This window comes from Paenibacillus sp. J22FR5 (assembly GCF_059691975.1).
Window position 1 is genome coordinate 1 of sequence record NZ_JCAUAN010000024.1, and the last position, 25,352, is coordinate 25,352.

The following is a 25,352-nucleotide window of genomic DNA, read 5'->3' on the forward strand; positions in this document are numbered from 1 at the left end:
TATGAATCAACGGTTTTAATCAACTTACTTTCTGAAAAATACTGATTTATAAGGTGATGAAATCCTGCGAGTGAGTGAGCATACGTGAGATAAACCCTTAAAACCGAGGGACGGAAAACGATAGTTGAGGGGCTTGCTTCGCGGCAGACCCTCTTTTGTTTATTGAAGCAAAGCGCTGTTATCTGCAATTACAAAAAAAGGATATTGATCATCGTTATTGAACATTACTTTGAAACCATAATTAGAGAATCTTTGAGAACCGGGGGCCATTAAGGTTGACTAGACACATTTTATTTCTTTTCATTATTATTCTTCTAGTATTGTCAGGCTGCAACGGCAACAGTACACTTTCCGAGCCATCTCAGGTCACCGCAAGGGCTGCCGATTCGATGGTATCAACTGCTGTCAAAGGAGCGTCTCCATCCTCTACGCCTACTACGGGACAATCAATACCAAATGGGGCTATTTCTTCAGCCAGCACCTCCCCAACGAAGCCGTCTGTCCCAACGAAATCGGACCCTATTATAGGGGATACATTGAAAGATCAGTCGTTCCAAGTAATTAACGAGAATTTTGGTGATTTTGACTTTATAACCACTGAAGAAAAAGTGAATGGTAAGAACCGGCAGCATTTTTACTACAAAAAAGGGGATTCGGTGGCGGAATTAAAGTATGAACCAGAATCGCCAGAGTCCTTCTATTATGTCTCTGCAGTCTCTTTCCGGGATGTAAGTGGTGACGGAAAGAAGGACATTATCGTGATCGCCGACTACACAACAGGATTTGGGTACATGGGTGCAATCCCTATTTCGCAATTAATAATCTTCAAGCAAACCGAATCCGGGTTTTCAGAGGATCACTCCATTGAAGACAGAGCACGATCTGGGGTCCCATACCGAATACTGACGGTTCAAGATGTGATGATCGGCCTGAAAACTGACCCGAAAGAAAGCTTACCTAACGCATGGCAACGCATCCATCTTGGAAAATATAGGTTGGAGGACTCCGGTGAGCTTGCTGGCTCAACGTTAACCATCAAAAAAGCTTCTGGTGATGGTCTTTTATTCAGTCTCGATGCTTTTTATGCAACAAATAAAGAGGTATTGGAGCAAGGAGGGGTCAATATCGGCACCATTGAGTCGGGAAAAGCTACTCTCTCAGATGCGGATATGATTTTCAAAGATGGGAAGTATGAATTATCTATCTACATGATATCCAGCACAGATCTTTATGTTCGTGACAATGGCCAGCCATACTTCGGACATAACGTGTACGTAAATGGAACCTACAGTCCCAAGTGATCTGTAAGAATAACAAGTCTCTATACAGTTAGCGTGGAGCTACGCTAACGGAGACTATAGCTCAGAACGAACGAGGCTGCCAGCACAAACGGCAGCCTCCATTAACTTAATGGGCAGTTATCTCCACTAACATATGTTAAAATATATAGATTGAATATGCGAAAACGAGTGGCAGAATCATAAATCTAACAGGCAGGAATGTTTATGGTAGAAGCTGTCGAGTGAGGAGTATATGATTTGTTAGCGATAATCATCTTAATTTTAGTAGGATTACTTAACATTATTTTTCCTAAAGTCCCCATAATATTATCGCGGTATATGCTTCGAATTAAAAATGGAAGAATGGAATTTGGCACTGAAGAGCCGACTTTGCTTGGTATTATTTTGAACAGAGTTATAGGAATTATTTTTATTATCCTTAGTCTAATTGTCTTCTACGACACTTATTTAAAGCAGTCTGGTTAAGGTTCGCTCAAATATCGGAAAACGTTTGCTCAAAAAAAATAGGCTACCGAGTTCTTCGGTAGCCTATTTTAGTAACGCGCAGGTTTGTTGAGTATTTCGCCGAATAGAAGTATTAATATGAAATGTTAATTATTGGGGGGATACGAGTGAATACAGAACAATTTAATGAATTAATCGAAACCCTATTTGGTGGACTCCTAAAACAATTTGATTATGGAGAGGAATTTGCATTTTATAACTATGGTACTGATTTAATTCATCGAATTGGGTATGCAACAAATATTACTCCTGAACTTATTGAACAAGCCGCCCAAAAGAAAGTTGATCTTATAGTTACCCACCATGATGCATGGGATTTTGTCTTTGGAATGAAAAAAGAATGTCATATACTTCTGGCATCCTATGGAATCAGTCATTTTTTCGTGCATTTGCCATTGGATTATGCTGAATTTGGCACGTGTACTTCATTATTCAAGGCAATTGGAATAAATAATGTTATTACGGTACTATGCGAAACCATAAAATCGTGGAAAAACTCCGAAAAGCTAATAAAAAGAGTGGGAATTATTACAGGGGCAGGAAACTCTACAAAATGTCTTCGTGATGCCCATAATTCAGAATGCGATGTCTATATTACTGGAGAGAAAATCTTATACACAATCCAGTATGCAAAGTTCATTAAAATGAACCTGATCGTTGGAAGTCACACTTTCACAGAGATTTTTGGTGTGAAATCCCTGTCTGAAAAAATTAAAGAAAAATATGACTCATTAGAGATTATTGAATTAGTAGAAGATCATATTGAATAGATTTGTTGATAAAGTAACGGTTAACGTTAACTCAACATGAAAATTAACAGGCCGCCGCATATCAATAAGAAGGAGTGTGGAAAGTATGTTTCATGTAAAGGATATTTTATCCGATCAGTTATTAGCAAATGCTAATGACCCTAGTTGGTACCTACCATTTTCAGACGCAGTTGAAAATTTGTCAGAGGAAGTAGCGTTTTGGAAACCTAGTGAAGATAGTAATAGTATCGCTGAAATTGTGCAGCATTTACTTTATTGGAATGAAACTTGGCAAACTAGATACCAGAAATCTCATGTCAATGCTGTGCCTTCCATAGGAAATAATAATAAAAGTTTTATAGTTCCCAAAGATCAAAATTTCACTGATTTAAAAGAACGATTATTAGAGGTGCTTTTAAAATGGCAAGATCTACTTACTGAAGAAAAAGTCGAAAGTGATGTGAATGGTTTCCCAATGGCTGCCAAGTGGTGGGAGATACTCGGAAATGTGTCAACTCATAATGCATATCACATTGGTCAAATCTGTTACATTCGGAAGCTACAAAAGAGCTGGAGAGTAGATGCAAACTAAGAAAAAATACCTAGAATAATTAGTGAAGGAGCTTGCAACGCGGCAGCTCCTCTTTTTGTTCATTCAAGTAACGGGCAGGATTGCGTAATAGTAATCGGGAATAAATATAGTGTTATAGCATTACGGGCAGTAATCTTTGACAAGAAGTGTTAAATTTGAGGTGAGCCAAAATGGAGAAATTTTTTAAGCAGTATCTACCATTCCTGATTATCTTGATTTTTGTTGTTTTTATTTTTGTTAAAATAAGCAGTTTTTCGGATTTACCAAAGGGGAATTTTGTACAATCCTTTCCTTCTCCAAATAACAAATATACAGTCAAAATTTACTTAGTTAATGGCGGTGCTACTGTGGACTATGCCATACGAGGAGAAATATCCTACAACTTCTCATTAAAAAAATCCCGAAATATATATTGGAATTATCATGAAGATTCTGCTTCGGTGAATTGGTTAGATAATGAATTAGTTGAAATAAACGGAAGAAAGTTGAATGTACAAACGGATAGTTATGACTTTAGGTACGACAAGTTGTTGATTCAGCTAACGAGAAACTATAGTTGAACAAAGGGAGAGATAAATTTTGTAACAAGTACATGATAATGAAATCTTATCTTATGAAGTCGATTTACAAAATGATCAAATCAAATTACATACTAAATATGATGATAATAGAATAATTGAGGAAACAGATATTGTTTTTACTGAAGTGTTTAATCATTTTTTTGAACACCAATTGAAAGGCAGTATTATTCTTGATATTTATGAATCAGATATTCCTAAATTTATTAAAGGAAATTCTGAACTATTAAGAAAGCAGAAATCCTATGGATGGCCAGTGATGTATGATTCAATTGATGAAATGGAACAAACCTTAATTGAAGGTGGTTATAAATACATTATTCTTATGTCAGCATATGGAATGAACGGTTGGGTATTGGCTAAGAATTATGAAATCATCACAAGAAAGATTAAGTAGTGATTGTATGTTTGCTTTGATGGTAGAGGTAGGGACATGGTATAACAACGTATTCACACTTTGACATTCGGCATGAATCATTTCGCTAATGGGGGACTATAGCATAATGCATCAGGAGATGGATGCCGATCTAATGCATTATTAGGAGGATAACTAGTGAATGAAAATCAATTTTGGTTTTTTAGTAAAAGAGAACTACCAGAGATTACTGAAGACCTGAAACTAAGTCTAAAGTTACCAGACTATTATAGTGACTATGAGGATACATGGGAATGGTGTGAAGCTGTATCTAGAGAGCGAAATGGAACTAATAATTATTTTGATATCGCAAGAGAACACAATTGGAAGCATGGAAAATACGAATGTCCTGTGATATTGTTATTAAAAAATTTACCTTCAAATGTAGAAGAGCAAGGGGAGCTAATAACAAAAAAGTTAAAGGTTTCTGTGTATTATGGCAGTGTAACTTATGAGAATTTTTCAAAATATACATATAATATTTTAAAAAGTTGGGAGTACAAATAAGATTTATTATCATAGTTAATGATGAGGTCATTCAACTAACGGTGAACGATAGTTCAACGAAGACATGAAGGCAGCCGCTAGGTAAGAGGACGACTTCCCATTGGAATAGGATGACGTCCTCTTTTGTAGAGTGCTTCGCGACTTCAAGCGGCATCTCTCCTATGCTAGAAAACCCTCATTCACGATGTTCCGAGGCGTTCTGTCCGCGTACGCCCGAATGTTGTCAAGCAATTCCGTCATGTTAGCTTTCCGAGCGGTATCCGTATACCACGCCGTTCCCGGCGTAAACACAACGTTATCGAGCGTGTATAAGGGGTTTCCGGCGACTTGTGCCACATCGTCAAGGCCCGCTCCCCTGATTCTTCCGTCCTGTAGAAGAGTGAACAATGCTTCTTCGTCCACCAGTCCGCCCCGGCTCGTGTTGATGAACAGGGCCGTCCTTTTCATCGAAGCCAGAAGTTCGGGGGTGATCATGCCTTTCGTCTTTGAATGGAATGGCACATGCAGCGAGATGACGTCGCTTCGCCGAAACACCTCGCGGATGTCCGCCACTTCCACACCCTGGACTGCCCTTCCTGATCTATTCGCGCCGATTACATGCATCCCGAAACCGTGGGCGATTCGCGCCACGGCCTGCCCAATGCGGCCAGTACCGATCAGCCCTAACGTGCGGCCTGCCAACTCGCCTGCCAGGAAGGGGCCGTACACATGGCTCTCCCCCTGCCGGACAAGACGATCCGCCTGAATGATGCGCCGATTGACCGTGAGCATGAGTGCAAACACATGCTCCGCCACCGATTGTGCCGAATATGACGGGCAGTTCGACACTGATATCCCTGCAGCGCCTGCAACCTCGATGTCAACCAAATCGCATCCGGTCATGACGAGGGCGATATGTTTGAGCCTCTGAAGCTTCCAAAACGCCGATTCCCGAAGCGGCGTCCACTCCACAATCGCAATGTCTGCACCCGACAATCTCTGAACGGCGGTCGATTGGTCAGGCCTATCGTAATAAACTTCGAACTCTCCGATTTTCTCCATCTCGCGCACAAAGTCGTCCGGCAGGTAGGTAGGCTCATCCAGATATATTATTCTCATGCCGGATCCATCCTGTTCGTCATTGCTGCCAATTCCAGGATTTTACAGGCCTCGGCAAACATGTCCGGGCATCTGGCAAGCGCAATCCGGATGTATCGCTCCCCCTGTCCGTGGTCATGCCAGTAGAAGTGGTCCCCCGGCAATATCCCTAGTCTTAGCCGTTGCATACGGTCAACCAGGTCCACGCTGCGAAAATTGGGATCCGTTATGCGAAGCCATTCGACGCTAATCGTGGAATCCGTATTGCGCACGGTTAGCTCGGAGTAACGAATCGCTTCCCGCAGAGTTTTGCGGTTTCGGTCAATGGGTTCCCATATGACGGACTGCAGTCCTTCCTGCGCCGTATCTTTCAAATATTCGATCAACAGCTTCAGGATAAACGGGGAAACGTTCAGTAGAATGTCATTGTGAAGCTCGAGCACATCATCGGCCAAATCTTCGCTTATCGCTAGAATGCTGCATTTCAGATCCTGGGTCGGCCACGTCTTTCCCGTATCCTCAACCAACAAATAGCTGATTTTCGATCTCTCCAGCAGTTCGTACTGATCCCATAAAGGTTTTCTTGAGAAAAATCGGAACGTGCAGTCGACGATGAGCAGCTTTCCGTGTCGGCCGCAGAGCGCAACCAACCTCTCCCACTCTTCCCGCGACAGCTCGAAACCTGTGGGGTTGTTGGGAAGCGTGATGAACACCGCGTCCGCCGCGAGACCTGCGAACGTCTCTTCCATCCGGTCAAGGCTGAGGTCCTCCTCATGCAACGGCGTCAAGGCCACGTTTCTCCTCCGCAGCAGGGTCGCCAGATTGTCAAAGCAGGGATGCAGCAACGCGGCGGTCAGCCCCCGCGAAGCCAGAAATGTGGCGATCAAATCAATCGATAATGAAGCGGAATAACAAAACAACGTCCGGTTAAGACCGGCAGCAGTCTGTTGTCCAGCCAAGGCGTAGAAGAGGTGACGGAACTCGTCTTCCAAATCTGATTGCCTGGCCGCTTCCGCCCGATCGAACAAGTCGGGCAGCTGCCCGATAATTTTCTTCTGCGCATTGGTTTGCGGTTGATGGGCATGACCGTCGGCTACATTAAACAGCTGGTTGATGCCTATCGATTCGTATCTCGTTAGATTGGGCAGTCGTTCTATGGATTTCACTCGTCTCACGCTCCGCTTAACAGCATTACGAATCATTCACCCTACACTATATAGGAGTTCCCCTGACGCCGACCTCGTGCAAACGCCTATTTTCCGCCAAATACCCACTCTATCTATTTACTTCCAGCGTAGACTACAGCATATATTCGCTATTAAAGGTGGTTTGTACATGCCGGATCAGAACATCCCCGTCATAGCCGTGACTGGCAGCGCGGGAAAAACGACCACTAAAGAAATGATCGCTTCCATCCTGCGGAGACGGTGGAAGATTTTCAAATCTCCGTCGAACTGGAATTTGCCTACAAGTACCCGCAAGTACGCCAAGCGGATCAATGCGCGGCACCGGGCAGTCGTGCTCGAGTTCGGAATGCTCCGCAAAGGCCATATCCGGGCACATTGCCGTTTGATCAAACCGAGCTTCGGCGTCATCACCAATGTTGGAACGGCGCATATCGGCAATGTCGGAAACCGGGTTCAAGGCATCGCACGCGCGAAATCGGAGCTGATCCGGCACATGCAGGGAACCGGAACGCTCGTCCTGAATGCGGATGACGCGAATTCCAAGCTGCTGTCCGTCAAAGATTTTCAAGGAAAACTGCTTAAAGTCGGCATCCACAGCAAAGCTGACTACAAGGCACTCCACATCCGATCCTCGAGTCGGGGGATTGCTTTCCGGGTTCGGCTGGACGGGAAAGAGGAGGAATTCTCCATTCCATGTCTGGGGGTTCATAATGTTTACAATGCGCTGAACGCGATCGCCGTTACGCACAGCTTAGGGTTGTCAGTGGGTAAAATCCGCAGCGGACTGGCAAAATATTCAATTCCGTACCGAAGATTAGTGAGCACGCAGCTTCCGAGGCGAATCACCTTGATCGACGATACGTTTAGCTCCAATCCCGATGCAACGAAGGCTGCCCTCGACACGCTCGCTTCGATGAGTAGAAAGCATAAAATCGCCGTCATCGGCTATATGAAGGACATGGGAAAATGCGCCCACCAAGCGCATGTTGAGGTGGGGAAATACGCGGCCAAGAAAGAGCTCACCCTGCTGTATACGATTGGAACGCTCGCACGACACGTAGCAGTGGGAGCCAAGAAAGCCGGATTCCCCGCAACCCACATTCGCAGCTTCGTGTCCAGGCCGCAGCTTCATAAAGCGCTTGCAAAGGCGATCAAGCCGGATACTGCAATACTGGTTAAAGGCACTCATTTATTGAAGCTGGAGAAGACAGTCTCCTTTCTGAAATGCAGTCTATCCCGGAAACGGTCTTGAGATATACCAGAATGTTTGTCTACAGACGACAAAGCAAGAAAGACTGCCGGAGCTGTGATATGCTCCCCATACGGTAGACAGGTGAAATAATAAAACCTGCTATCTGTTCATACCCCTGTCAAGTGGACAAATGAAAAAAGCTATGCTGCCAAAGCGCATCGATACTCAATCGGTGCGCGTTTTTTCAGTTTGGATTGAAACCGTTGGTAGTTATAAAAGTAAATATAATCTTCCACGGCTTGATGAATGTCAGTTCCTGATTTACACTGGTTAAGATACAACTTCTCAGTCTTGAGATGCGAAAAAAAGGATTCGATGCATGCGTTATCCAGGCAGGTTGCTTTGCGAGAGTGGCTGCCTTTAACGCCGAATGCTTCTAATCGTGTGTTGTACGCCTGAGACGTATACTGGAAGCCTTGATCCGAATGGAGAACAGCTTCCGCTACGTCTCTTTTTCTTGTCCACTGTTCAACAGTACCAAGCACAAGTTCCACATCGTTTCGTTCAGATAATTGCCAAGCGACAATTTCATTATTAAATAGATCTTGAATAACAGATAGATAATAGAACTTCGAACCATCTGAAATATAAGTAATATCTGTAACCATTTTTTGCTGGGGTGCTGTTGCATGAAACTTGCGTTTTAAACGATTTGGATACACGACAGAAGGCGTGTAATTGGACACTTTATGCTTCCTGCGAATAACCGACTGGATACCAAGTTCCTTCATAAGCCGCCATGCTTTCTTGTGTTTGACGAGATGACCTGCCTCTCCTAATTCATGGCAGACGTAAACCTTTGTTGATCGCAATGATTCTATATTTCATTTCCTCTATCGGTTGTGCTTTTGCACTAAATATTGAAATGTTTATTGCTTTACGATTCATCCAAGGATTTGCAGCTTCTGCCAGACTCGTTATTTCCCGCGCGATTGTTCGTGATATGTATAGTGGAGTTGAAATGACTAAGTTTATTGCACTCCTTACAACGATAAGTAATGTCGCTCCATTAGTTTCCCCGACTGCTGGGAGTACGGTCAGTTCTTTCACTTCATGGGTTGGCGTGTTTATCTTTTTAGCACTTCTAGGAGTATTTTAACGGGCATGACAATAGGGGGAGTAATGGAAACCTTACCTGAACAGCATCGTGTCCCGAGTAACTTCATGGAGTTACTCAGAAACTTAAAGCTTACTTCGAAACCGGACATTTATGGGTTATGCTCTCGTAAATGGAATTTTGTTCGCAGGTGTGTTTGCTTATGTTTCTGGAACTCCATTTATTTATCAAAACATTTTCGGTATGTCACCTCAAGTGTTTTCGGTGATATTTGCCATGAATGGTATTGGAATAATTTTAGGATCTCAACTAGTTAAACAACTGGCAGGACGGATGACCGAACGAGGTATATTTCTGATAGGGTTGTCATTAGCCTTTATTTCTAGCGCTACAGTACTGATTGTAGTCGGTTCTCATGGACCATTATTTGCGCTGGTTATTTCGATCTTTTTATTTGCTGCAACAAACGGAATCATTGGACCAGTTTCTTTTACATTAGCAATGGAGTCGCAAGGGCATATTGCAGGGAGTGCTTCCGCAGTGCTAGGTACCCTTCCATTTGTATTAGGTTCCGTTACTTCCCCGCTAGTGGGAATTGCGGGTGAAAATTCTGCCGTACCATTTGGAGTCATTATTTTTATAACCAGCTTATTGTCCATCATCTCCTATGTAATTTTGGTTAAAAAGTCTAACACAATAACCTCTTCTAATCTAAGTGAAGGTTAATAATGAATGGATTCTGCAGCAGACCACAACCAACCAATTGACGTAATAAAGCAATGAAGAAATCACAAGTATCGAATTATTTGTAGAGGAAGGCTGTAAAAATATGAGAAACACATGGAAAATTTACATGCTCGGCCTCATTACCTTCATGGTTGCTACAACGTATTCAAGCAATGTTAGGGACGTTTGCGAAGAGCTGGTCGCCAGCTATCTGGAGTGTAACCGGATGTAGTTTTACAGCATCAATCCCCTGCAGTCGATAAGGGCAAAAGACACTCATTTTCGCGAGGTTAAGACAAATCTTAAGGACAATTTATACCGAATCGTAACGTTACAAGACGGATGCTCGAGGGCAACCGTCTTTTATTTTGTCGGCAAGTCGATGCGAGCATGCAAATGGTCGACCTCATATCACGAATAAGTCGACATTCTGTTGGATGATAGAAGTAGGAATCCTTTAAGATAGTCTATAATGGGGTATCATGGGCATTTGAGACAAAAAAAGGAGCGATCTCGATGACAAACAGTGTTTTTCGGCTCACCTGGAATTCCATTCGTTTCAAGCTGGTCGCCGGTTTGCTGCTGATCACGCTGCCGACGGTTGCGTTCCTAATCTACAACAACGACTATGCGATCCGCGTCGTCCACAACCAGGTTGCGGAATCCAGCCGCAGTCTGATCTCGATGTATATGGCCCAAATCGACAATAACTTGAACGACGTCGACAAGTATTTGACGAACCTCGTCGTGAATGACAAGGATCTTCAGGAAATGGAATACCGTTCCTCGGAGCAGGATCGTACCTTGGCCAAAGTCCGTTTGGACCACAAGCTGAACGGAGATATCGCGACGTTCCAGTCTGTTGATTCGATGTTCGTGTATTCGATACCCGGACAGGATTACTTCGAGGTGTTTCAGGATTTTGAGAGCGTGCAGGAGAGGGAAGAGGTCAGGAGCTACATTCGAGGCTTGCTTCGCGAGCTTCAAAGTACAGGTGAATTCAAGATTCGAAAATGGTACGTCAAACAAATCGGCCAGAGCTACTACTTATTTCGGGTGCTGCAGACGAGCGAGGCCTATGTGGGCGCGTGGGTAAATATCAATAAGTTGTCGATCCCGCTGGATTTGCTCAAACTCGGGGAGAACGGGGTTTCCCTTCTCACTGACGAGAACGGCACGCCGTTGACGCATGCAGACGCCGTGCGGGAGAACGGCATCGACTTAACTCGCGGCATCCAGCAGTATTATTTATCCGGAAAACCCAATCCATTCCTGGTCGTAGGCGAGAAGTCGGCCAAGGGCAATTTCAGTCTCATTGCCCTCATTCCGGACAAGTATATTTTGGAGAATTTACCTTATCTAAGGAAAATAGCTTCCATGATCCCGATCGCCGCGATCATCCTGGTGCCCGCCTGCCTGCTTCTGCTGCGGAAGATGGTGCTAAGGCCGCTCAACCGGATAATGACGGCCATGAGAAGAATCGGAGAAGGGAACTTGAACACCCGGATCGACCCGTATCCGACGTCTGATGAATTCCGGATCGTGAACGAAACGTTCAACAAGATGATCAAACACGTTCAGGAGCTGCGCATTCACGTCTATGAAGAACAGTTGAGCAAGCATAAGGCCGAGCTTCAGCACCTTCAGCTGCAGATCAACCCTCATTTTTTCATGAATTCCTTGAACATTATCTATAACCTGGCTCTTGTCAAAAATTACGGGCTGATCCAGGAGATGGCACTCAGCTTGGTCCAATATTTCCGCTACATGTTCCGAAGCAATTTGACGTTCGTGCCCCTGAAAGACGAGCTTCAGCATGTACGCAATTATATTCGCATCCAGGAGCTGAGGTTTCCCGGCAAGCTCGTCTTCGAGGTATCGGCTCCCGATTTCCTGCTGGATACGCGGATTCCGCCGCTGATCGTCCAGACGTTCGTCGAGAATTCGATCAAGCATGCCGCAATCGTCAGCTCTTCGATCCAGGGCGCCATCCGGATCGATCTGGACGATTCCGGCCCGGATCCCCGGCTTTTGATCGAGATTCGGGATACCGGCAAAGGCTTCGCGGAGGAGATCTTGGAGCAAATTCGCGCTGGAAAAAGAATAGAAGACGAACAGGGAGATCATATCGGCATTTGGAACGTGAAGCGGCGGCTCGGCTTGCTATACGGGGACGAAGCCCATATATCGTTCTCGAACGTCGAGCCATCAGGAGCTCTCGTCGAGATACTGCTCCCCCTGAACCCGGAATCGTAGAAAGGAGAATAACGAACATGTCCCGATTGCTGCTCGTAGACGACGAAGTTCATGCTGTGGAAGGCATCAAAGCGGCTGTAGACTGGGAGAAGCTTGGCATCTCCGAGGTGCTTACTGCTTACGACATCCATCAAGCAAGAGAAATCTATAACGAAAATAGCCCCATAGACATTATGCTGTGCGACATCGAAATGCCCATGGGCAGCGGCCTGGAGCTGCTGGGCTGGGTCAAGAAGCATTCTCCCGATACGGAATCGATTTTTCTGACCTGCCATGCGGATTTCCATTACGCCAAGCAGGCAATCCAGCTCGGCAGCTTCGATTACTTGCTGAAGCCGGTGCCGATCCCCGAACTGGAAAGCGTCATCGCTAAAGCAATCGATAAGAAGGCCGAGGAAAGCAAAAAAACGGAGTTCAGCCAATACGGCCAGTATTGGATCCAGCATCAGCCGCTGCTCATTGAACGGTTCTGGCTGGACATCTTGTACCGGTCGATTCCTTCACGTCCGGAGACGATCCGCATCGCCGCGGAGGATCGGAACATCCCCTACGCGGAGCAAATGAGATTCGTACCGGTAATGATCACTGTGAAGCGGTGGCACAAAAGCTTGAATATGCGAGATGAGAAGATTCTTGAATACGCGCTCCGGAATTCCGCTGAAGAACTGCTTCTTAAGCTGGGCAGTTACGGACAGCTCCTTCCCTTAAGCAAGGGCAGCTTACTTGCCATCCTTTCCTTCGAGTCGTGGACGGACAATGAAGCGCAGCGGCTAAGGCAAAGCTGCGAGGCGTACATTCGCTCGTGCCGCCAATATTTCTATTGCGATCTGAGCTGCTATGTCGGCAATCCGGCCCATGCGCACGAATTACCGGCGATGACCGATCGGCTGCAGGAGCTTGATCGAAACAATGTCGCGTTCGATAACCTCGTCCTTCTGCTGGAAGGACAACCGTCCGCGCCGTCCGCCCTATTCGAGCCGGAGCTGCAGGTATGGTCCGTCATGCTGACGGAGGGTTCCCCTGAGAAGCTCGCTGAAGAAGTCGCCCGCTACTTGAACGGGTTAACCCAGGTCGCCGGGTTGGATGCGAAGCGGCTGCACCAGTTCCTCCAGGATTTCATGCAGATGGTGTATTCTTTCTTGCAGTCGAAAGGCATTCAAGCCCGTCAGCTGTTCGGTGACGATGAGTCGATGGAGATGTCGCTGCATGCATCTCGTTCGGTTAAGGATATGATCGATTGGAGCCGCCAAATCGTCGCCAAAGCGACGGAATACGTCCGGTCGGTTGAACGATCCGCGTCCGTCGTCGACCGTGCGACAGGCTATGTCGCCCAGCATCTGGACAAGTCGTTGACGCGGGACGACATCGCCAAACATGTCTATCTGAATCCTGATTACCTGGATAGAATTTTCAAGAAAGAGACGGGGATTTCCGTCACAGAATATGTCGTCCAGGAGAGGATGGCTGTCGCCCGTCGGCTGCTAAGCAATTCCAATCTCCCGGTATATGCGGTGGCGCTGCAGGTCGGATTCACGAATTTCTCGCATTTCGCGCGCATTTTCAAGAAATATACGAACCGCAGTCCGCTCGAATTCCGGCATGAAGAATTGATCCGTTCCAATGACCGATAGGAGAATCGATAGAGGTCGACCACATGTCATTCGAAAGTCGACATCTCGGTAGTTGACGTTTCTGCGATGAATTATGATGGTTATAGATTCGAACCGGGAATACGGCCGAGAGCCAAACGAACCGTACCGAATCCAATTACAAAGTAACGGAGGGGTCACATGAAACGGAAGTTAAGTTGGATCAGCGCTTTACTCGCCATCACTCTTTTACTTGCCGCATGCAGTACGAACAAAGGCTCGAACGAAGCGGCTAGCTCGACATCAAGCGGGGCGGCTCCGGCTGCGAGCGAGGACGCCGGAGAACCTTACCAATTGACGATGGCGTATTTCTCCTTCGGCAGCGTACCGAAAGACCAACTGCTCGTGGAGGAAGAAATCAACAAGATTACGAAAGCCAAGCTGAATACGACCGTGAAATTGCTGCCGATCAGCATTAGCGCCTGGACAAACCAAGTCAACCTGATGCTGACGAGCAACGAGAAGCTTGATGTGTTGCCGCTCTTCGGGAGCTCGTACGCGAATCAAGTCTCGAAAGGCCAAATGGTTCAGATCGACGATCTGCTCTCGAAGTATGGGAAGGGGATTGAGAAGGCGCTCGGTCCGGATTACGTTAACGCGGCCAAAATCAACGGCAAAACCTATGCCGTACCTTCCATCCGCGATTTGGCCCAAAGCTACGGCTTCGAGATCCGTAAGGATCTCGTGGACAAATACAATCTGAATCTGGGTCAAGTGAAGAAGTTGGACGACCTGGTGCCGATTCTAAAGACGATCAAGGAAAACGAACCGAAAATGATTCCGCTCATCAACTCCGCCGGCAATTCACCGATCACTCCTTTCAGCACGCGGGATTCGCTCGGCGACGATATGGGCGTGCTGCTGAATAACGGCCAGGACTTGAAAGTCGTGAACTGGTTCGAAACGGAAGAGTACGCGGCCAGCCTGAAGATGATGAGAGAATGGTACCAAGCTGGATACATCGCCAAGGACGCGATCACCAACAAGGAATCTTCGTCTGACATCATCAAAGGCGGCAAAGGCGCCGGCAACCTGGCAAACATGAAACCGGGCTACGATGTCCAAGAAACCCGTCAATCCGGAATGCCGATCGTTTCCGTCGAGATGATGCCGCCGGTCGCGAAGACGAACACAGTCACGAATGTTATGTGGGGAATTGCGAAGAACTCGGAAAACCCGAAGAAGTCGATGCAATTCCTAAATCTGATGTATTCGGACAAGGCGCTCGTCAATCTGCTGGACTGGGGAATCGAAGGCAAACACTACGTGAAAGTATCCGATAACGTCATTGATTACCCGCAAGGCGTAAACGCGGGCAACGTCGGCTATTCGGGATTGGGATGGTTGTTCGGCAATCAGTTTCTCTCCTATATCTTCAAGGGAGACGACGAGCAGCTCTGGGAGAAGATGAAGCAATTCAACGCGAACGCGATCAAGTCGAAGGCGCTTGGCTTTACGTTTGATTCGTCCGCGGTGAAAACGGAATTTGCCGCCGTTACTAACGTGTTCAGCCAATACCGGATCGCGCTCGAATGCGGAGCTTTGGATCCGGATAAAGTGCTCCCCGATTTCATCGCGAAGCTGAAGGACGCGGGCATCGGCAAGATCATCGCCGAGAAGCAGAAGCAGCTGGACGCATGGGCTGCCTCCAAAGGCAATTAAGCAAAATCATATAACTCTATGACGTATATGCAATCCAATCAGCTGCATAGTTGATTGGATTGCGTTCTTTCCGGCAATCTAATCAACTCATGAAAGGGTAGTGAACATCATGGGCTCCACGGCCAAACGATGGAAAAAGTTCGCACCGCTGTTCCTGCTCATGCTGCCGGGGCTCGCGTATTTGATCATCAACAACTACTTGCCCATGTTCGGGATGATCATCGCCTTTAAGGATATCAATTTCGCCAAAGGAATTTTCGGCAGCGATTGGGTAGGGTTTAAAAACTTCGAATATTTGTTCAAGACGCAAGACGCTTATATCATTACCAGAAACACGATCCTGTACAACGGTTTGTTCATTGTCATCAATACGATCGGGGCAGTCGGAATTGCGATCCTTCTGAATGAAATCCGGAGAAAGTTTTTCCAACGATTCTATCAGAGCATCATCATCCTGCCTCACCTGATCTCGATGGTTATCGTCAGCTATCTCGTGTACGCCATGCTTAGCAGCGACACGGGACTGATCAACAAATCGATTCTCCCGCTGCTTGGCATGGAAGATATCTCGTGGTACTCAAGTAAAGAATATTGGCCGTACATCCTGACGGCCGTAAACATTTGGAAAGGCATCGGCTATCTGAGCGTCGTCTATTTGGCATCGATCATCAGCATCGATCCCGAGTATTACGAAGCTGCCACCCTCGACGGTGCGTCGAAATGGCAGCAAATCCGCTCCATCACGGTCCCGCTCATCACACCGGTCATCACGATGATGTCGCTGCTGGCGATCGGCCGAATTTTCTACTCCGACTTCGGTCTGTTCTACCAGGTGCCGATGGACTCGGGCGTCCTGTCGGAGACGACGAACGTTATCGACACGTACGTATACCGGGCGCTGATGAATTTGGGCGATATTGGCATGTCGTCGGCCGCGGGCGTCTATCAATCGATCGTCGGGTTCTTGCTCGTGATCTTATCTAACTATACGGTCCGCAAATTCAGCAAAGATAATGCTCTATTCTAGACGGAGGTGAAAAACAATGGCGTACGATAGCAGATGGATCAGGTGGACCGCCCACACCGCACTTTTGGGCTTCTCGGTCGTTTGTCTCATTCCCTTTATTCTGCTGATCATGTCCTCGGTATCGAGCGAAGACAGCATCATCCAGCACGGTTATTCATTTTTCCCGGAACATTTCAGCGGCAAGGCGTTCGAATACCTATGGGCACACAGGGGAGAGTTGGGACGCGCGTACGGCGTGACCGTGTTCATTACGGTATTCGGCACCGCGGCCAGCCTCGCGATGACGTCAATGCTCGCGTACCCGATGTCGAGGCAGGATATCCCGATGAAGAACTTCTGGGCATTCCTCGTATTCTTCACGCTGCTGTTCAACGGAGGGCTTGTCCCGTCCTATATCATCTACACGCAGGTGTTCGAGATCAAGAACACGATCTGGGCACTGCTCGTGCCGGGCCTTCTCATGAATGGCTTCAACGTGCTGCTCGTCCGGACGTTCTTCATGACCTCAGTTCCGCCGGCTTTGATCGAGGCCGCTCAAATCGACGGTGCGGGAGAGATCAAGGTGTTCTACAAAATCGTCCTCCCGCTTTCGATGCCCATCATGGCCACGATCGGTTTGTTCGAAGCGATTCTTTACTGGAACGACTGGTTTAACGGCATGACGTATGTAACCAATCCGAAGCTTTTCAGTATCCAGAACATTCTGAACCGCATCATCTCGGACATTCAGTTCCTGTCGAGCAACAGCAACCTTTCGTCGACTGCGAGCAGTAAGATGGCGGAGCTGCCGAGCACGTCCGTCCGGATGGCGATCGCCGTCGTCGGGGTGCTTCCGATTCTGATTGCGTACCCGTTTTTTCAGAAGTATTTTATCAAGGGCATTACGATCGGCGCTGTGAAATAAAGGGTTTGTTCAAGGCAAGTCGACTTATTCGAGGAGTGGTGATGGATGATTGGGATTTGGAACGCGAGACTCAAGTTGAATGGGTCGACAGTAAAAATGATTTTTTCGGTGGAGGTGAACGAAGGGTACAGGCTGATCGTGAATATGGAGCCGACCCCGTCCTTCATCCAGCCGATGGACGCGGCCGTCGAAGGGAATCAACTGACGGCGTCCGGACGCACTTTTTTCTCGACCGATCCGGTGATCGTCTCGCTTGAGTTCGAGGAAGAGACGTTCAGCGGCACGGTCACGCTCCCTTTCGCGGGCGAGATTCAAGTTCGCGGCGTGAGGGGGCGGGGCGCGTCCTTGGCTGCGGAGCTCATTCCTCTTGTGGCTCCGTACCGGAAATCGGACGTGAAACCGCGGTCGGACGAGGATATTCGCCGGGAAGTTGACCGGCTGCTAACCAGGATGTCCATCGCCGATAAGATCGGGCAGATGAGCCAGGTTGGGGCGTCCGACTTCTCCTTCGGCTCTGACGTAGAATCCGAGCCTACGGAGAAAATGGTGGCGGAAGGAAAAGCTGGATCGATTCTCGGCGCCTTCGACAGCAAACGGGTATTAGAGCTTCAGAAAATCGCCGTTGAGCAATCGCCGCACGGCATTCCGCTCCTGTTTAATGCCGACGTTATCCACGGCTTCCAGACGATTTTTCCCGTGCCGCTAGCCTGGGCGTGCAGCTGGGACATGGATGCGATCAAGCAGGCTTGCGCCATCGCGGCTAAGGAAGCGTCGGCTTCCGGGACCATGTACAACCACGGTCCGATGGTCGATATCTCGCGGGATCCCCGCTGGGGACGCGTTGTCGAAGGAGCGGGCGAGGATCCTTACTTGGGCGCGCTTATCGCGAAAGCCCAGGTCGAAGGATTTCAGGGAGACAGCCTGTTCGACCGCGAGACGATCATCGCTTGCCTGAAGCATTTTATCGGTTACGGCGCGGGGGAGGGCGGACGTGACTACAACACGGTCGACATCTCCGAAGGGACGCTGCGGAACGTTTACTTGCCGCCGTTTAAGGCGGGAATCGATGCGGGTGCGGGTTCGGTCATGAACTCCTTCAACATCTATCAAGGTGTTCCGGTCGCAGGGAGCTCCGATCTGCTGAAAGACCTGCTCCGGGATGAACTCGGTTTCGACGGCATCCTGATATCCGATTACGGAGCGATCGAGGAAATCTTCGTCCATGGCGCGGCCCAAGACGCGGAAGAAGCGTCCAAGCTCGCCTTGAACGCGACGATGGACATCGAGATGGTGACGCGGTTGTACTACAAGCATCTGCCCGGGCTGATCGATAAAGGCCTCGTGAAGGAAGAACAGCTGGACGAGGCCGTGCGGCGGATCCTGACTTACAAGTACAAAATCGGCATCATGGACGATCCGTTCCGGTACGTGCAGCCGGAGAAAGAGATGGAGTATCACTTCAGCGCGGCGCACCTGGAAGCGAGCCGTGACCTCGCCCGCAAGTCGGTCGTCCTGCTCAAGAACGACAGTGTGCTGCCTCTTGCGAACGACGGACGTAAAGTCGCGCTCGTTGGACCGTTCGCTGCCAGCAAGGATCTGCTTGGCCCGTGGCAGTTCTCCCGATACAGCATCGAGACGATCACCGTGAAGGAAGGGATCTCCGGGAAAGGATTGGATCAGCACCATCTGCTCGTTGCGGCGGGCTGCGGTGTCGACAACGAAATCGAAGGCGGGTTCGAACGGGCGATCGCCTGCGCGAAGGAGGCGGACGTCGTCATTCTGGCGCTCGGCGAGGACAGCAACATGTCGGGCGAAGCCGCGTCGCGGACGAACATCGCGCTGCCTAAGGTTCAGCAACGGCTGGCGGAAGAGATCGTTAAGCTGGGCAAGCCGACGGTGCTCTTGCTCGTGAACGGCCGCCCGCTCGTGCTGGATTGGTATGAGCGGAACGTGGGCGCGATCGTAGAGACGTGGTTCTTAGGCTCGCAGGCCGGCCATGCGATCGCCGACGTGCTGTTCGGCGACTACAATCCTTCCGGCAGGCTGACGATGAGCTTCCCGCAGCATGCGGGTCAGGTACCGATATATTACAACCATTTCAACACCGGGCGTCCTGTCACGCCGGAAAACAAGCATATGAAGTTCATTTCTAAATACTTGGACTGCCCGAACGAACCTCTGTATCCGTTCGGCTACGGACTCAGCTATACGACTTTCGAGTATTCGGAGCTTCGTCTGGACAAGGCTGAGCTGACCCGTTCCGGTGAGTTGTTGTTAAGCGTCAGTGTAACCAATGCCGGCGATCGAGCGGGAGAAGAAACCGTCCAGCTGTACATTCAGGATGTGCACGGCAGCGTCGTGCGGCCGGTCAAGGAGCTGAAGGGCTTCCGAAAAATACGGCTGGAGCCGGGGGAAAGCAGCGAGGTCGTGTTCACTATTACCGAAGAGGATCTCAAGTACTACCTGCCGGACCGAAGCTTCCGTGCGGAGACTGGTGGGTTCCGGTTGTACGTCGGACCGAACTCCAGAGACGTGAAGGAAGCGGCTTTCAAGCTGATTGAAAGCTGATCAAGCATGACAAAGCAGATATAATGGGAGGAAACGAAATGGAACGCGACTTGAAGACATTGATTTCTCAGATGACGCTGGAGGAGAAAGCCGGCATGTGCTCCGGGCAAGACTTCTGGCGGCTGAAAGGGATCGAGCGGCTCGGCATCCCGTCGATCATGGTGACCGACGGCCCGCACGGCCTGCGCAAGCAGAAGGAAGGCGCCGACCACGTCGGCCTGTTCGACAGCGTGCCGGCGACCTGCTTTCCGTCCGCGTCCGGCGTGGCGAGCTCGTGGGACCGCGAGCTGATTGAGAAGATGGGGCAGGCACTCGGCGAGGAATGCCAGGCCGAGGACGTTGCCGTCCTGCTCGGGCCCGGTGCGAACATCAAGCGTTCGCCGCTGTGCGGCAGGAACTTCGAATACTTCTCGGAGGATCCGTTCTTGTCCTCCCAGATGGCCGCGCACCACATCCGTGGGGTGCAGAGCCAGGGCGTCGGTACGTCCCTCAAGCATTTCGCCGCCAACAACCAGGAGCATCGCCGGATGACAAGTGATTCCGTTGTCGACGAGCGGACGCTGCGCGAGATTTATCTCGCGAGCTTCGAGGGCGCGCTCAAGATGTCGCAGCCGTGGACAGTCATGTCCGCCTACAACAAAGTGAATGGGGAATATGCTTCCGAGAACGAATATTTGCTGACGGACATTCTGAAGAATGAATGGGGACACGAAGGCTTCGTCGTTTCCGACTGGGGCGCCGTCAACGAGCGAGTGGACGGTTTGGCCGCGGGCCTCGAGCTCGAGATGCCGGCGAGCGGCGGGGCGGGAGACCGGAAGATCGTCGAAGCGGTTCGCGCCGGGAAGGTGTCCGAGGAGAAGCTGGACCGGGCGGTTGAGCGGATTTTGCGGATTATTTTCAAAGCGGTGGACAGCAAAAAGCCGAACGCCAGCTACGATCCCGAGGCGCATCATCAGCTTGCCAGAGTCGTCGCGCGAGAAAGCATGGTGCTGCTGAAGAACGAAGGCGGCACTCTTCCTCTGGCTAAAGAAGGCAGCATCGCTGTCATTGGGGCGCTGGCTGTGAAGCCCCGATACCAAGGCGGCGGAAGCTCGCATATCAAGCCGACGAAGCTGGAGGATATCCGTGAAGAGCTCGCGAAGTCGGCCGGCAGTGGGGCGCAGATTTCCTACGCTCAAGGCTATGATCTGGACAGCGACGCTTCTGACGCTAAGATGGTCGAGGAAGCGATCCGTGCCGCAGCGCAAGCGGATGTTGCCGTTCTGTTCGTCGGCTTGCCGGACCGTTACGAGTCTGAGGGGTACGACCGGACGCACCTGCGCTTGCCGGCCAACCAGGTCGAGCTGATTCAAGCGGTGGCTGCTGCGCAGCAGAAGCTGGTCGTCGTCCTCAGCAACGGCTCGCCGGTGGAGATGCCTTGGATCGGAAGCGCGAAGGCGGTGCTGGAGGCGTACCTGGGCGGCCAGGCGCTCGGCGGCGCGATCGCCGATCTGTTGTTCGGGGACGCGAACCCGTGCGGCAAGCTGGCCGAAACATTCCCAACTAAGCTTGAGGACAACCCGTCCTATTTATTCTACTTCGGCGAAGGTGACCGGGTGGAATACCGGGAGGGCATCTTCGTTGGGTACCGGTACTACGACACGAAGAAAGTCGAGCCGCTGTTCCCATTCGGCCATGGCCTCAGCTACACGACATTCGGTTACTCCGATCTTTCGATCGCGAAGAAGGAAATCCGCGACGACGAGCCGCTGGACGTTCAGGTGAAGGTGAAGAACACGGGAAATCGTTCCGGTAAAGAAATCGTTCAGCTGTTCGTCCGCGACGTAGAAAGCAAGGTGATCCGGCCGATGAAGGAGCTGAAGGGTTTTGCGAAGGTAGAGCTTGCGCCAGGCGAGCAGAAGACCGTGACGATCACGCTCGACAAGCGCTCGTTCGCCTATTACGACGTCGATTCGAAGGATTGGCGCGTCGAGACGGGCGAGTTCGAGATTCTGATCGGGAAGTCCTCGCGGGACATCGTCCTAGTGGATACCGTTCGCATCGAATCGACGGCGGCCATTCGGGCGAAGGCGACCCGCAACTCGACTGTCGGAGATTTGCTCGCGGATCCGGCAACGCAGCCGGTCATCGAGCACATCTTGAAGCAGCGGAATCCATTCGGCGCTGCAGGAGAGGATGCCGGCGATGCGTCAGACATGATGGAGGCGATCATGAAGTATTTGCCTTTGCGCGCCTTGATCGCATTCAGCGGCGGTGCCATGACAGAGGAGCATCTTGAGCGGATCTTGGCGCAATTGAACGGAGAAGTCGAGTTGGCTTCAGGTGACTCGAGTCGCCGGTGAGCGTAAGATCATTTTTCTAAATTGAAATCAATAAACGAGAAAAGCCTCTTCGCGTGCGTGGGGGCTTTTCCGTTCTTGAAGCGAACGCCATTCGCCATAGTTCGAGAACCGGCTGTCGAAGATTCAGAGACTTTCATATCAATTCTAAAAGGAGAAAATTTGATGACATTGCCACAATTGTTAAAAGAAGACGGAGTCTATAACCTTTATGTTGATGGTAAACCCTACATCGCTTTAGCTGGCGAAATTCATAATTCCAATTCCTCAAATCTGAACTACATGAAAGAAAAGGTATGGCCACATCTCAGAGGCCTACATCTAAATACAGTAATTTTGCCGGTTTTTTGGGAATTAATTGAACCCAATCAAGGAGAATTCGATTTTCATTTGGTAGATGGAATCATCGATCAAGCAAGGGAAGAGAATGTGCGTTTGGTGTTATTGTGGTTCGGATTATGGAAGAATGGAATTTCCAGTTATGTCCCTGGCTGGGTGAAGAAGGATTACCAAACCTATTTCCGAGCCGTATATAAAAATAATGAACCGTCTGACACTATTTCGCCGTTGTGCGTGAATGCGGTAGAAGCCGACGCGAATGCTTTCTCACAGCTTATGGCTCATTTGAAAAAGGTAGACGGTGACCGGCATACGGTCATCATGGTTCAAGTGGAGAATGAAATCGGGTTTCTCGGCAGCGACCGGGATTATTCCGATCATGCGAACGCTGAATTCAATCGTACGATCCCAACCGAGGTTGGATCTCTTTACGGAATTGGCGGTACGTGGGGGGAAGCATTCGCGGAAGATGCGGCAGAATACTTCATGGCTTATTATTATGCCCGAGCGGTCGAACAAATAGCGAGCGCGGGTTCCAAGGTCTACCCATTGCCGCTATTTGTCAACGCTTGGTTGGAGCAATTTCCTTGGAGACCCGGGACATACCCGAGCGGGGGACCGATTGCAAAGGTGATGAATCTATGGAAGGCAATGGCTCCGACCCTTTGTCTGTATGCACCGGATATCTATTTGCCCAATTTCGCCGAGGTTTGCGAGGAATACACGGCAAACAATGACAATCCTCTATTTATACCCGAAGCTAGAAGGGATATTGAATCGGTTACGAATGTTTTTTATGCGATTGGAAAGCATGATGCTTTATGTTATTCGCCTTTCGGTATTGAAGATTTCCTCGCTCCACCCTTGGATGACGGCAGTCAGATCGATATAGGTCTTCTGATGGCTCTCAATATAGACATGTCCGGCTTTAACCTGAATGGAACCGGTCCCTATCTTGCACGCAGTTATGAGTTACTAGGAAATATGTTGGGTGTCATTCAGAAGTATCGCGGAACAGGCAAAATGACGGGATTTCTCCAAAACCATGATCGAGGGTGTATTTTATCCTTCTCCAAATATGATATAAAAGTGTCCTACAATCGTCAGCAAGAAGGCAAGCCGGTATCAGGTGGACTTGTGATTGAGGTCTCAGACCATGAATTTATTTTCGCCGGGATCGGATTTTCAGTAGAGTTTTTGCCGAAACGCGGGGATTCAGGGAAGGTAAGTTTTATCCGAATTGAAGAAGGAACGTTTGTACAAGATGAATGGGTTTACGGACGCGTACTTAATGGTGACGAAGCTGCTTATAGAATGAAAATCGGGAACAATCCTGCCGCGTTGCGAGTGGAGATGTATCAATACCGATAGTGGATCTGAGCAAATAGTGGTGGACCAAAAGTCATTTCAGCTTCTGATGGCAGGTTGCTAAAAGTGACCTTTGTTCCTAGGGAATTTGATTTTGGCCCTTTAGAGACCTCAGAGAAAAGGACTATTAAAATTAAACTTCTTATTGACGAATCACTGTGAGACTTGATGGTGGATTTTTGCGGAGAAGAAAGCGTGGAGTCCTACGAAAATAATAAATTCATAGTTTCACTTTCCATTCATAGAAAATGACTATGGGTATGGTTTTTTACTGAGCTTTGGTGAGAAATGTCAATGTATAGAATCTGAACATGTCCGAATGGAAAATATTCGAAGAATTAAAATATATTAGACATTTATGGAAAAAATACACTCTAAGATAACCGAGAAATGCCGAAAAGTAATAAGCCAACAACCGGTCGGAAGCTTTCAGGCTTGGTTTCTGAATTTATATTGTCGAGGCGAGATGCCGACGAATTTTTTAAATTGACGCATGAAATGGGTGTCGTTCTCATAGCCGCACATTTTGGAAATGTCGGTAATCAATAATCCACTATGATCCAAAAGATACTTCGCGTAATCAAGTCTGGCATTAATGATGTCAGTAATCACGGAGCATCCGAATAAGTTCTTATAGATATGCTGGAAATACGATTTGCTCATATTTAAGTGGGAAGCCAGCTCAGGCACGGAAACGTTCTTATTGGGAGAACTGTACAACTCGTTACGCAACTCGGAGAACTGAGAGTAATACCGGTTAAGTTTGTCGGGATGAGCGGTTCGTTCCCGCAAATCGCTCAGCTTCATAAAAAAGGATCGTAGATCGCAGTCGATAATCCTGTCGCGCAGTGGTCCGCCTAGACGTAATGTACTCTGCAAGTCCATTATGCATTTGGAGATCAGCAGTGGATCAGGAGCTTTAATCGGTGTGTCCATGGGGAGATTCAATTGTAGAAGAAATTCTTGTATGTCATCTCCCTTGCAATGAAACCAGTCATTGATAAACGGGTTTTCAAAATCACGGTAGTAATAGGACGAAACGGGCTGAAATAAGATGAACGAGTTTTTATCGACGGTAAAAGAGCTGCCGTGCAGATTCACCTCGGCACTGCTTTTAAAGAATACAAAGGCGTAATTTCCCGAGCCATTCGGTCGGTTAATCATGATACCGTCATAGTGAACGAAATGATACCCGCAAGTAATCAACTCAAGCATACGAACACTCCCCAAGAGCACGATAGGTTAGTTTTTGACTATTATAGTTCATTGAATGCGAAGGAACAACCATCTATAAT

General features: G+C 48.6%; 22 protein-coding genes and 1 pseudogene. 18 read left to right on the forward strand and 5 right to left on the reverse strand.

From position 1 onward, the window contains the following. The first annotated feature begins 275 nt into the window (after positions 1-275). The 7 genes from AC58P7_RS24355 to AC58P7_RS24385 all read left to right on the forward strand — a co-directional run bounded on the left by AC58P7_RS24355 (position 276) and on the right by AC58P7_RS24385 (position 4,646). Positions 276-1,301, forward strand: a complete 1,026-nt coding sequence (locus tag AC58P7_RS24355; RefSeq protein WP_497347533.1) for a hypothetical protein — start codon at positions 276-278, stop codon at positions 1,299-1,301. A gap of 237 nt (positions 1,302-1,538) precedes the next feature. Further along, the gene (locus tag AC58P7_RS24360) at positions 1,539-1,766 is read left to right on the forward strand and encodes a DUF6199 family natural product biosynthesis protein (RefSeq protein WP_497347535.1); all 228 of its coding nucleotides are present in this window, start codon (positions 1,539-1,541) and stop codon (positions 1,764-1,766) included. A gap of 146 nt (positions 1,767-1,912) precedes the next feature. Further along, positions 1,913-2,575, forward strand: a complete 663-nt coding sequence (locus tag AC58P7_RS24365) for a Nif3-like dinuclear metal center hexameric protein (RefSeq protein WP_497347537.1) — start codon at positions 1,913-1,915, stop codon at positions 2,573-2,575. 85 nt (positions 2,576-2,660) lie between these two features. Further along, the gene (locus tag AC58P7_RS24370) at positions 2,661-3,146 is read left to right on the forward strand and encodes a DinB family protein (protein WP_060647812.1); all 486 of its coding nucleotides are present in this window, start codon (positions 2,661-2,663) and stop codon (positions 3,144-3,146) included. 170 nt (positions 3,147-3,316) lie between these two features. Beyond that, positions 3,317-3,706, forward strand: coding sequence for a DUF5412 family protein (locus tag AC58P7_RS24375; protein WP_497347539.1), 390 nt, complete (start codon positions 3,317-3,319; stop codon positions 3,704-3,706). A 172-nt stretch (positions 3,707-3,878) separates the two neighbouring features. Further along, positions 3,879-4,121: a hypothetical protein gene (locus AC58P7_RS24380; RefSeq protein WP_497347541.1), complete on the forward strand. Its 243-nt coding sequence runs from the start codon at positions 3,879-3,881 to the stop codon at positions 4,119-4,121. Positions 4,122-4,277: 156 nt separating this feature from the next. Then, positions 4,278-4,646 (forward strand): hypothetical protein, encoded by a 369-nt coding sequence (locus tag AC58P7_RS24385; RefSeq protein ID WP_497347543.1) that lies wholly within the window; start codon positions 4,278-4,280, stop codon positions 4,644-4,646. A gap of 159 nt (positions 4,647-4,805) precedes the next feature. Here the strand turns inward: AC58P7_RS24385 and AC58P7_RS24390 are convergent, their stop codons facing one another. The 3 genes from AC58P7_RS24390 to AC58P7_RS24400 are packed head-to-tail and all read right to left on the reverse strand — an operon-like array spanning position 4,806 to position 6,807. Beyond that, a complete protein-coding gene (locus AC58P7_RS24390) occupies positions 4,806-5,744 on the reverse strand; it encodes a 2-hydroxyacid dehydrogenase (protein WP_497347545.1) in 939 nt (312 codons plus the stop codon). Beyond that, positions 5,741-6,682 carry a pyridoxal phosphate-dependent aminotransferase gene (locus AC58P7_RS24395; protein ID WP_497347691.1) on the reverse strand — a complete coding sequence of 314 codons (942 nt, stop codon included), beginning with the start codon at positions 6,680-6,682 and terminating at the stop codon, positions 5,741-5,743. The genes AC58P7_RS24390 and AC58P7_RS24395 overlap by 4 nt, the downstream gene beginning before the upstream one ends. Beyond that, positions 6,607-6,807 carry a hypothetical protein gene (locus AC58P7_RS24400; protein ID WP_497347701.1) on the reverse strand — a complete coding sequence of 67 codons (201 nt, stop codon included), beginning with the start codon at positions 6,805-6,807 and terminating at the stop codon, positions 6,607-6,609. The genes AC58P7_RS24395 and AC58P7_RS24400 overlap by 76 nt, the downstream gene beginning before the upstream one ends. 29 nt (positions 6,808-6,836) lie before the next feature. Between AC58P7_RS24400 and AC58P7_RS24405 the strand changes: the two genes are divergently transcribed. Then, a complete protein-coding gene (locus AC58P7_RS24405) occupies positions 6,837-8,162 on the forward strand; it encodes a UDP-N-acetylmuramoyl-tripeptide--D-alanyl-D-alanine ligase (protein ID WP_497347547.1) in 1,326 nt (441 codons plus the stop codon). A gap of 140 nt (positions 8,163-8,302) precedes the next feature. Here AC58P7_RS24405 and AC58P7_RS24410 read toward each other — a convergent pair whose 3' ends face one another. Continuing rightward, positions 8,303-8,893, reverse strand: coding sequence for an IS3 family transposase (locus tag AC58P7_RS24410; RefSeq protein ID WP_497347549.1), 591 nt, complete (start codon positions 8,891-8,893; stop codon positions 8,303-8,305). 80 nt (positions 8,894-8,973) lie between these two features. Here AC58P7_RS24410 and AC58P7_RS24415 point away from each other — a divergent pair. The 10 genes and pseudogenes from AC58P7_RS24415 (at position 8,974) to AC58P7_RS24460 (ending at position 24,060) form a co-directional block, all read left to right on the forward strand. After that, positions 8,974-9,945: pseudogene (locus AC58P7_RS24415) on the forward strand (Bcr/CflA family efflux MFS transporter). A gap of 103 nt (positions 9,946-10,048) precedes the next feature. After that, a complete protein-coding gene (locus AC58P7_RS24420) occupies positions 10,049-10,177 on the forward strand; it encodes a hypothetical protein (RefSeq protein WP_497347551.1) in 129 nt (42 codons plus the stop codon). Between the two features lie 284 nt (positions 10,178-10,461). Next, entirely contained in the window at positions 10,462-12,201 is a 1,740-nt protein-coding gene (locus tag AC58P7_RS24425; RefSeq protein ID WP_497347553.1) for a cache domain-containing sensor histidine kinase, read from the forward strand. Between the two features lie 17 nt (positions 12,202-12,218). Continuing rightward, entirely contained in the window at positions 12,219-13,832 is a 1,614-nt protein-coding gene (locus tag AC58P7_RS24430; protein WP_497347555.1) for a response regulator transcription factor, read from the forward strand. Between the two features lie 159 nt (positions 13,833-13,991). Beyond that, positions 13,992-15,512 carry an ABC transporter substrate-binding protein gene (locus AC58P7_RS24435; protein ID WP_497347557.1) on the forward strand — a complete coding sequence of 507 codons (1,521 nt, stop codon included), beginning with the start codon at positions 13,992-13,994 and terminating at the stop codon, positions 15,510-15,512. Positions 15,513-15,621: 109 nt separating this feature from the next. Beyond that, the gene (locus tag AC58P7_RS24440; protein ID WP_497347693.1) at positions 15,622-16,539 is read left to right on the forward strand and encodes an ABC transporter permease; all 918 of its coding nucleotides are present in this window, start codon (positions 15,622-15,624) and stop codon (positions 16,537-16,539) included. A 16-nt stretch (positions 16,540-16,555) separates the two neighbouring features. Continuing rightward, positions 16,556-17,443 (forward strand): carbohydrate ABC transporter permease, encoded by an 888-nt coding sequence (locus AC58P7_RS24445; protein WP_497347560.1) that lies wholly within the window; start codon positions 16,556-16,558, stop codon positions 17,441-17,443. 45 nt (positions 17,444-17,488) lie between these two features. Further along, the gene (locus AC58P7_RS24450; protein ID WP_497347562.1) at positions 17,489-20,011 is read left to right on the forward strand and encodes a glycoside hydrolase family 3 N-terminal domain-containing protein; all 2,523 of its coding nucleotides are present in this window, start codon (positions 17,489-17,491) and stop codon (positions 20,009-20,011) included. A 38-nt stretch (positions 20,012-20,049) separates the two neighbouring features. Then, positions 20,050-22,353 (forward strand): beta-glucosidase family protein, encoded by a 2,304-nt coding sequence (locus AC58P7_RS24455; protein WP_497347564.1) that lies wholly within the window; start codon positions 20,050-20,052, stop codon positions 22,351-22,353. Positions 22,354-22,515: 162 nt separating this feature from the next. Further along, positions 22,516-24,060 (forward strand): DUF5597 domain-containing protein, encoded by a 1,545-nt coding sequence (locus tag AC58P7_RS24460; protein ID WP_497347566.1) that lies wholly within the window; start codon positions 22,516-22,518, stop codon positions 24,058-24,060. Positions 24,061-24,486: 426 nt separating this feature from the next. On the opposite strand, the gene AC58P7_RS24465 is transcribed toward AC58P7_RS24460, so the two are convergent. Continuing rightward, complete coding sequence (locus AC58P7_RS24465; RefSeq protein ID WP_497347568.1) at positions 24,487-25,272, reverse strand: AraC family transcriptional regulator; 786 nt, start codon at positions 25,270-25,272, stop codon at positions 24,487-24,489. Positions 25,273-25,352: the final 80 nt, after the last annotated feature.

Bases quoted from the DNA above. Each gene is read 5' to 3' on its own strand.
- AC58P7_RS24440 (WP_497347693.1), top strand. From the start codon at position 15,622: ATGGGCTCCACGGCCAAACGATGGAAAAAGTTCGCACCGCTGTTCCTG.
- AC58P7_RS24420 (WP_497347551.1), top strand. From the start codon at position 10,049: ATGAGAAACACATGGAAAATTTACATGCTCGGCCTCATTACCTTCATG.
- AC58P7_RS24390 (WP_497347545.1), bottom strand. From the start codon at position 5,744: ATGAGAATAATATATCTGGATGAGCCTACCTACCTGCCGGACGACTTT.
- AC58P7_RS24435 (WP_497347557.1), top strand. From the start codon at position 13,992: ATGAAACGGAAGTTAAGTTGGATCAGCGCTTTACTCGCCATCACTCTT.
- AC58P7_RS24455 (WP_497347564.1), top strand. From the start codon at position 20,050: ATGGAACGCGACTTGAAGACATTGATTTCTCAGATGACGCTGGAGGAG.
- AC58P7_RS24445 (WP_497347560.1), top strand. From the start codon at position 16,556: ATGGCGTACGATAGCAGATGGATCAGGTGGACCGCCCACACCGCACTT.
- AC58P7_RS24375 (WP_497347539.1), top strand. From the start codon at position 3,317: ATGGAGAAATTTTTTAAGCAGTATCTACCATTCCTGATTATCTTGATT.
- AC58P7_RS24370 (WP_060647812.1), top strand. From the start codon at position 2,661: ATGTTTCATGTAAAGGATATTTTATCCGATCAGTTATTAGCAAATGCT.
- AC58P7_RS24425 (WP_497347553.1), top strand. From the start codon at position 10,462: ATGACAAACAGTGTTTTTCGGCTCACCTGGAATTCCATTCGTTTCAAG.
- AC58P7_RS24405 (WP_497347547.1), top strand. From the start codon at position 6,837: ATGCCTATCGATTCGTATCTCGTTAGATTGGGCAGTCGTTCTATGGAT.
- AC58P7_RS24400 (WP_497347701.1), bottom strand. From the start codon at position 6,807: ATGCCCATCAACCGCAAACCAATGCGCAGAAGAAAATTATCGGGCAGC.
- AC58P7_RS24430 (WP_497347555.1), top strand. From the start codon at position 12,219: ATGTCCCGATTGCTGCTCGTAGACGACGAAGTTCATGCTGTGGAAGGC.
- AC58P7_RS24410 (WP_497347549.1), bottom strand. From the start codon at position 8,893: ATGAAGGAACTTGGTATCCAGTCGGTTATTCGCAGGAAGCATAAAGTG.
- AC58P7_RS24450 (WP_497347562.1), top strand. From the start codon at position 17,489: ATGATTGGGATTTGGAACGCGAGACTCAAGTTGAATGGGTCGACAGTA.
- AC58P7_RS24460 (WP_497347566.1), top strand. From the start codon at position 22,516: ATGACATTGCCACAATTGTTAAAAGAAGACGGAGTCTATAACCTTTAT.
- AC58P7_RS24465 (WP_497347568.1), bottom strand. From the start codon at position 25,272: ATGCTTGAGTTGATTACTTGCGGGTATCATTTCGTTCACTATGACGGT.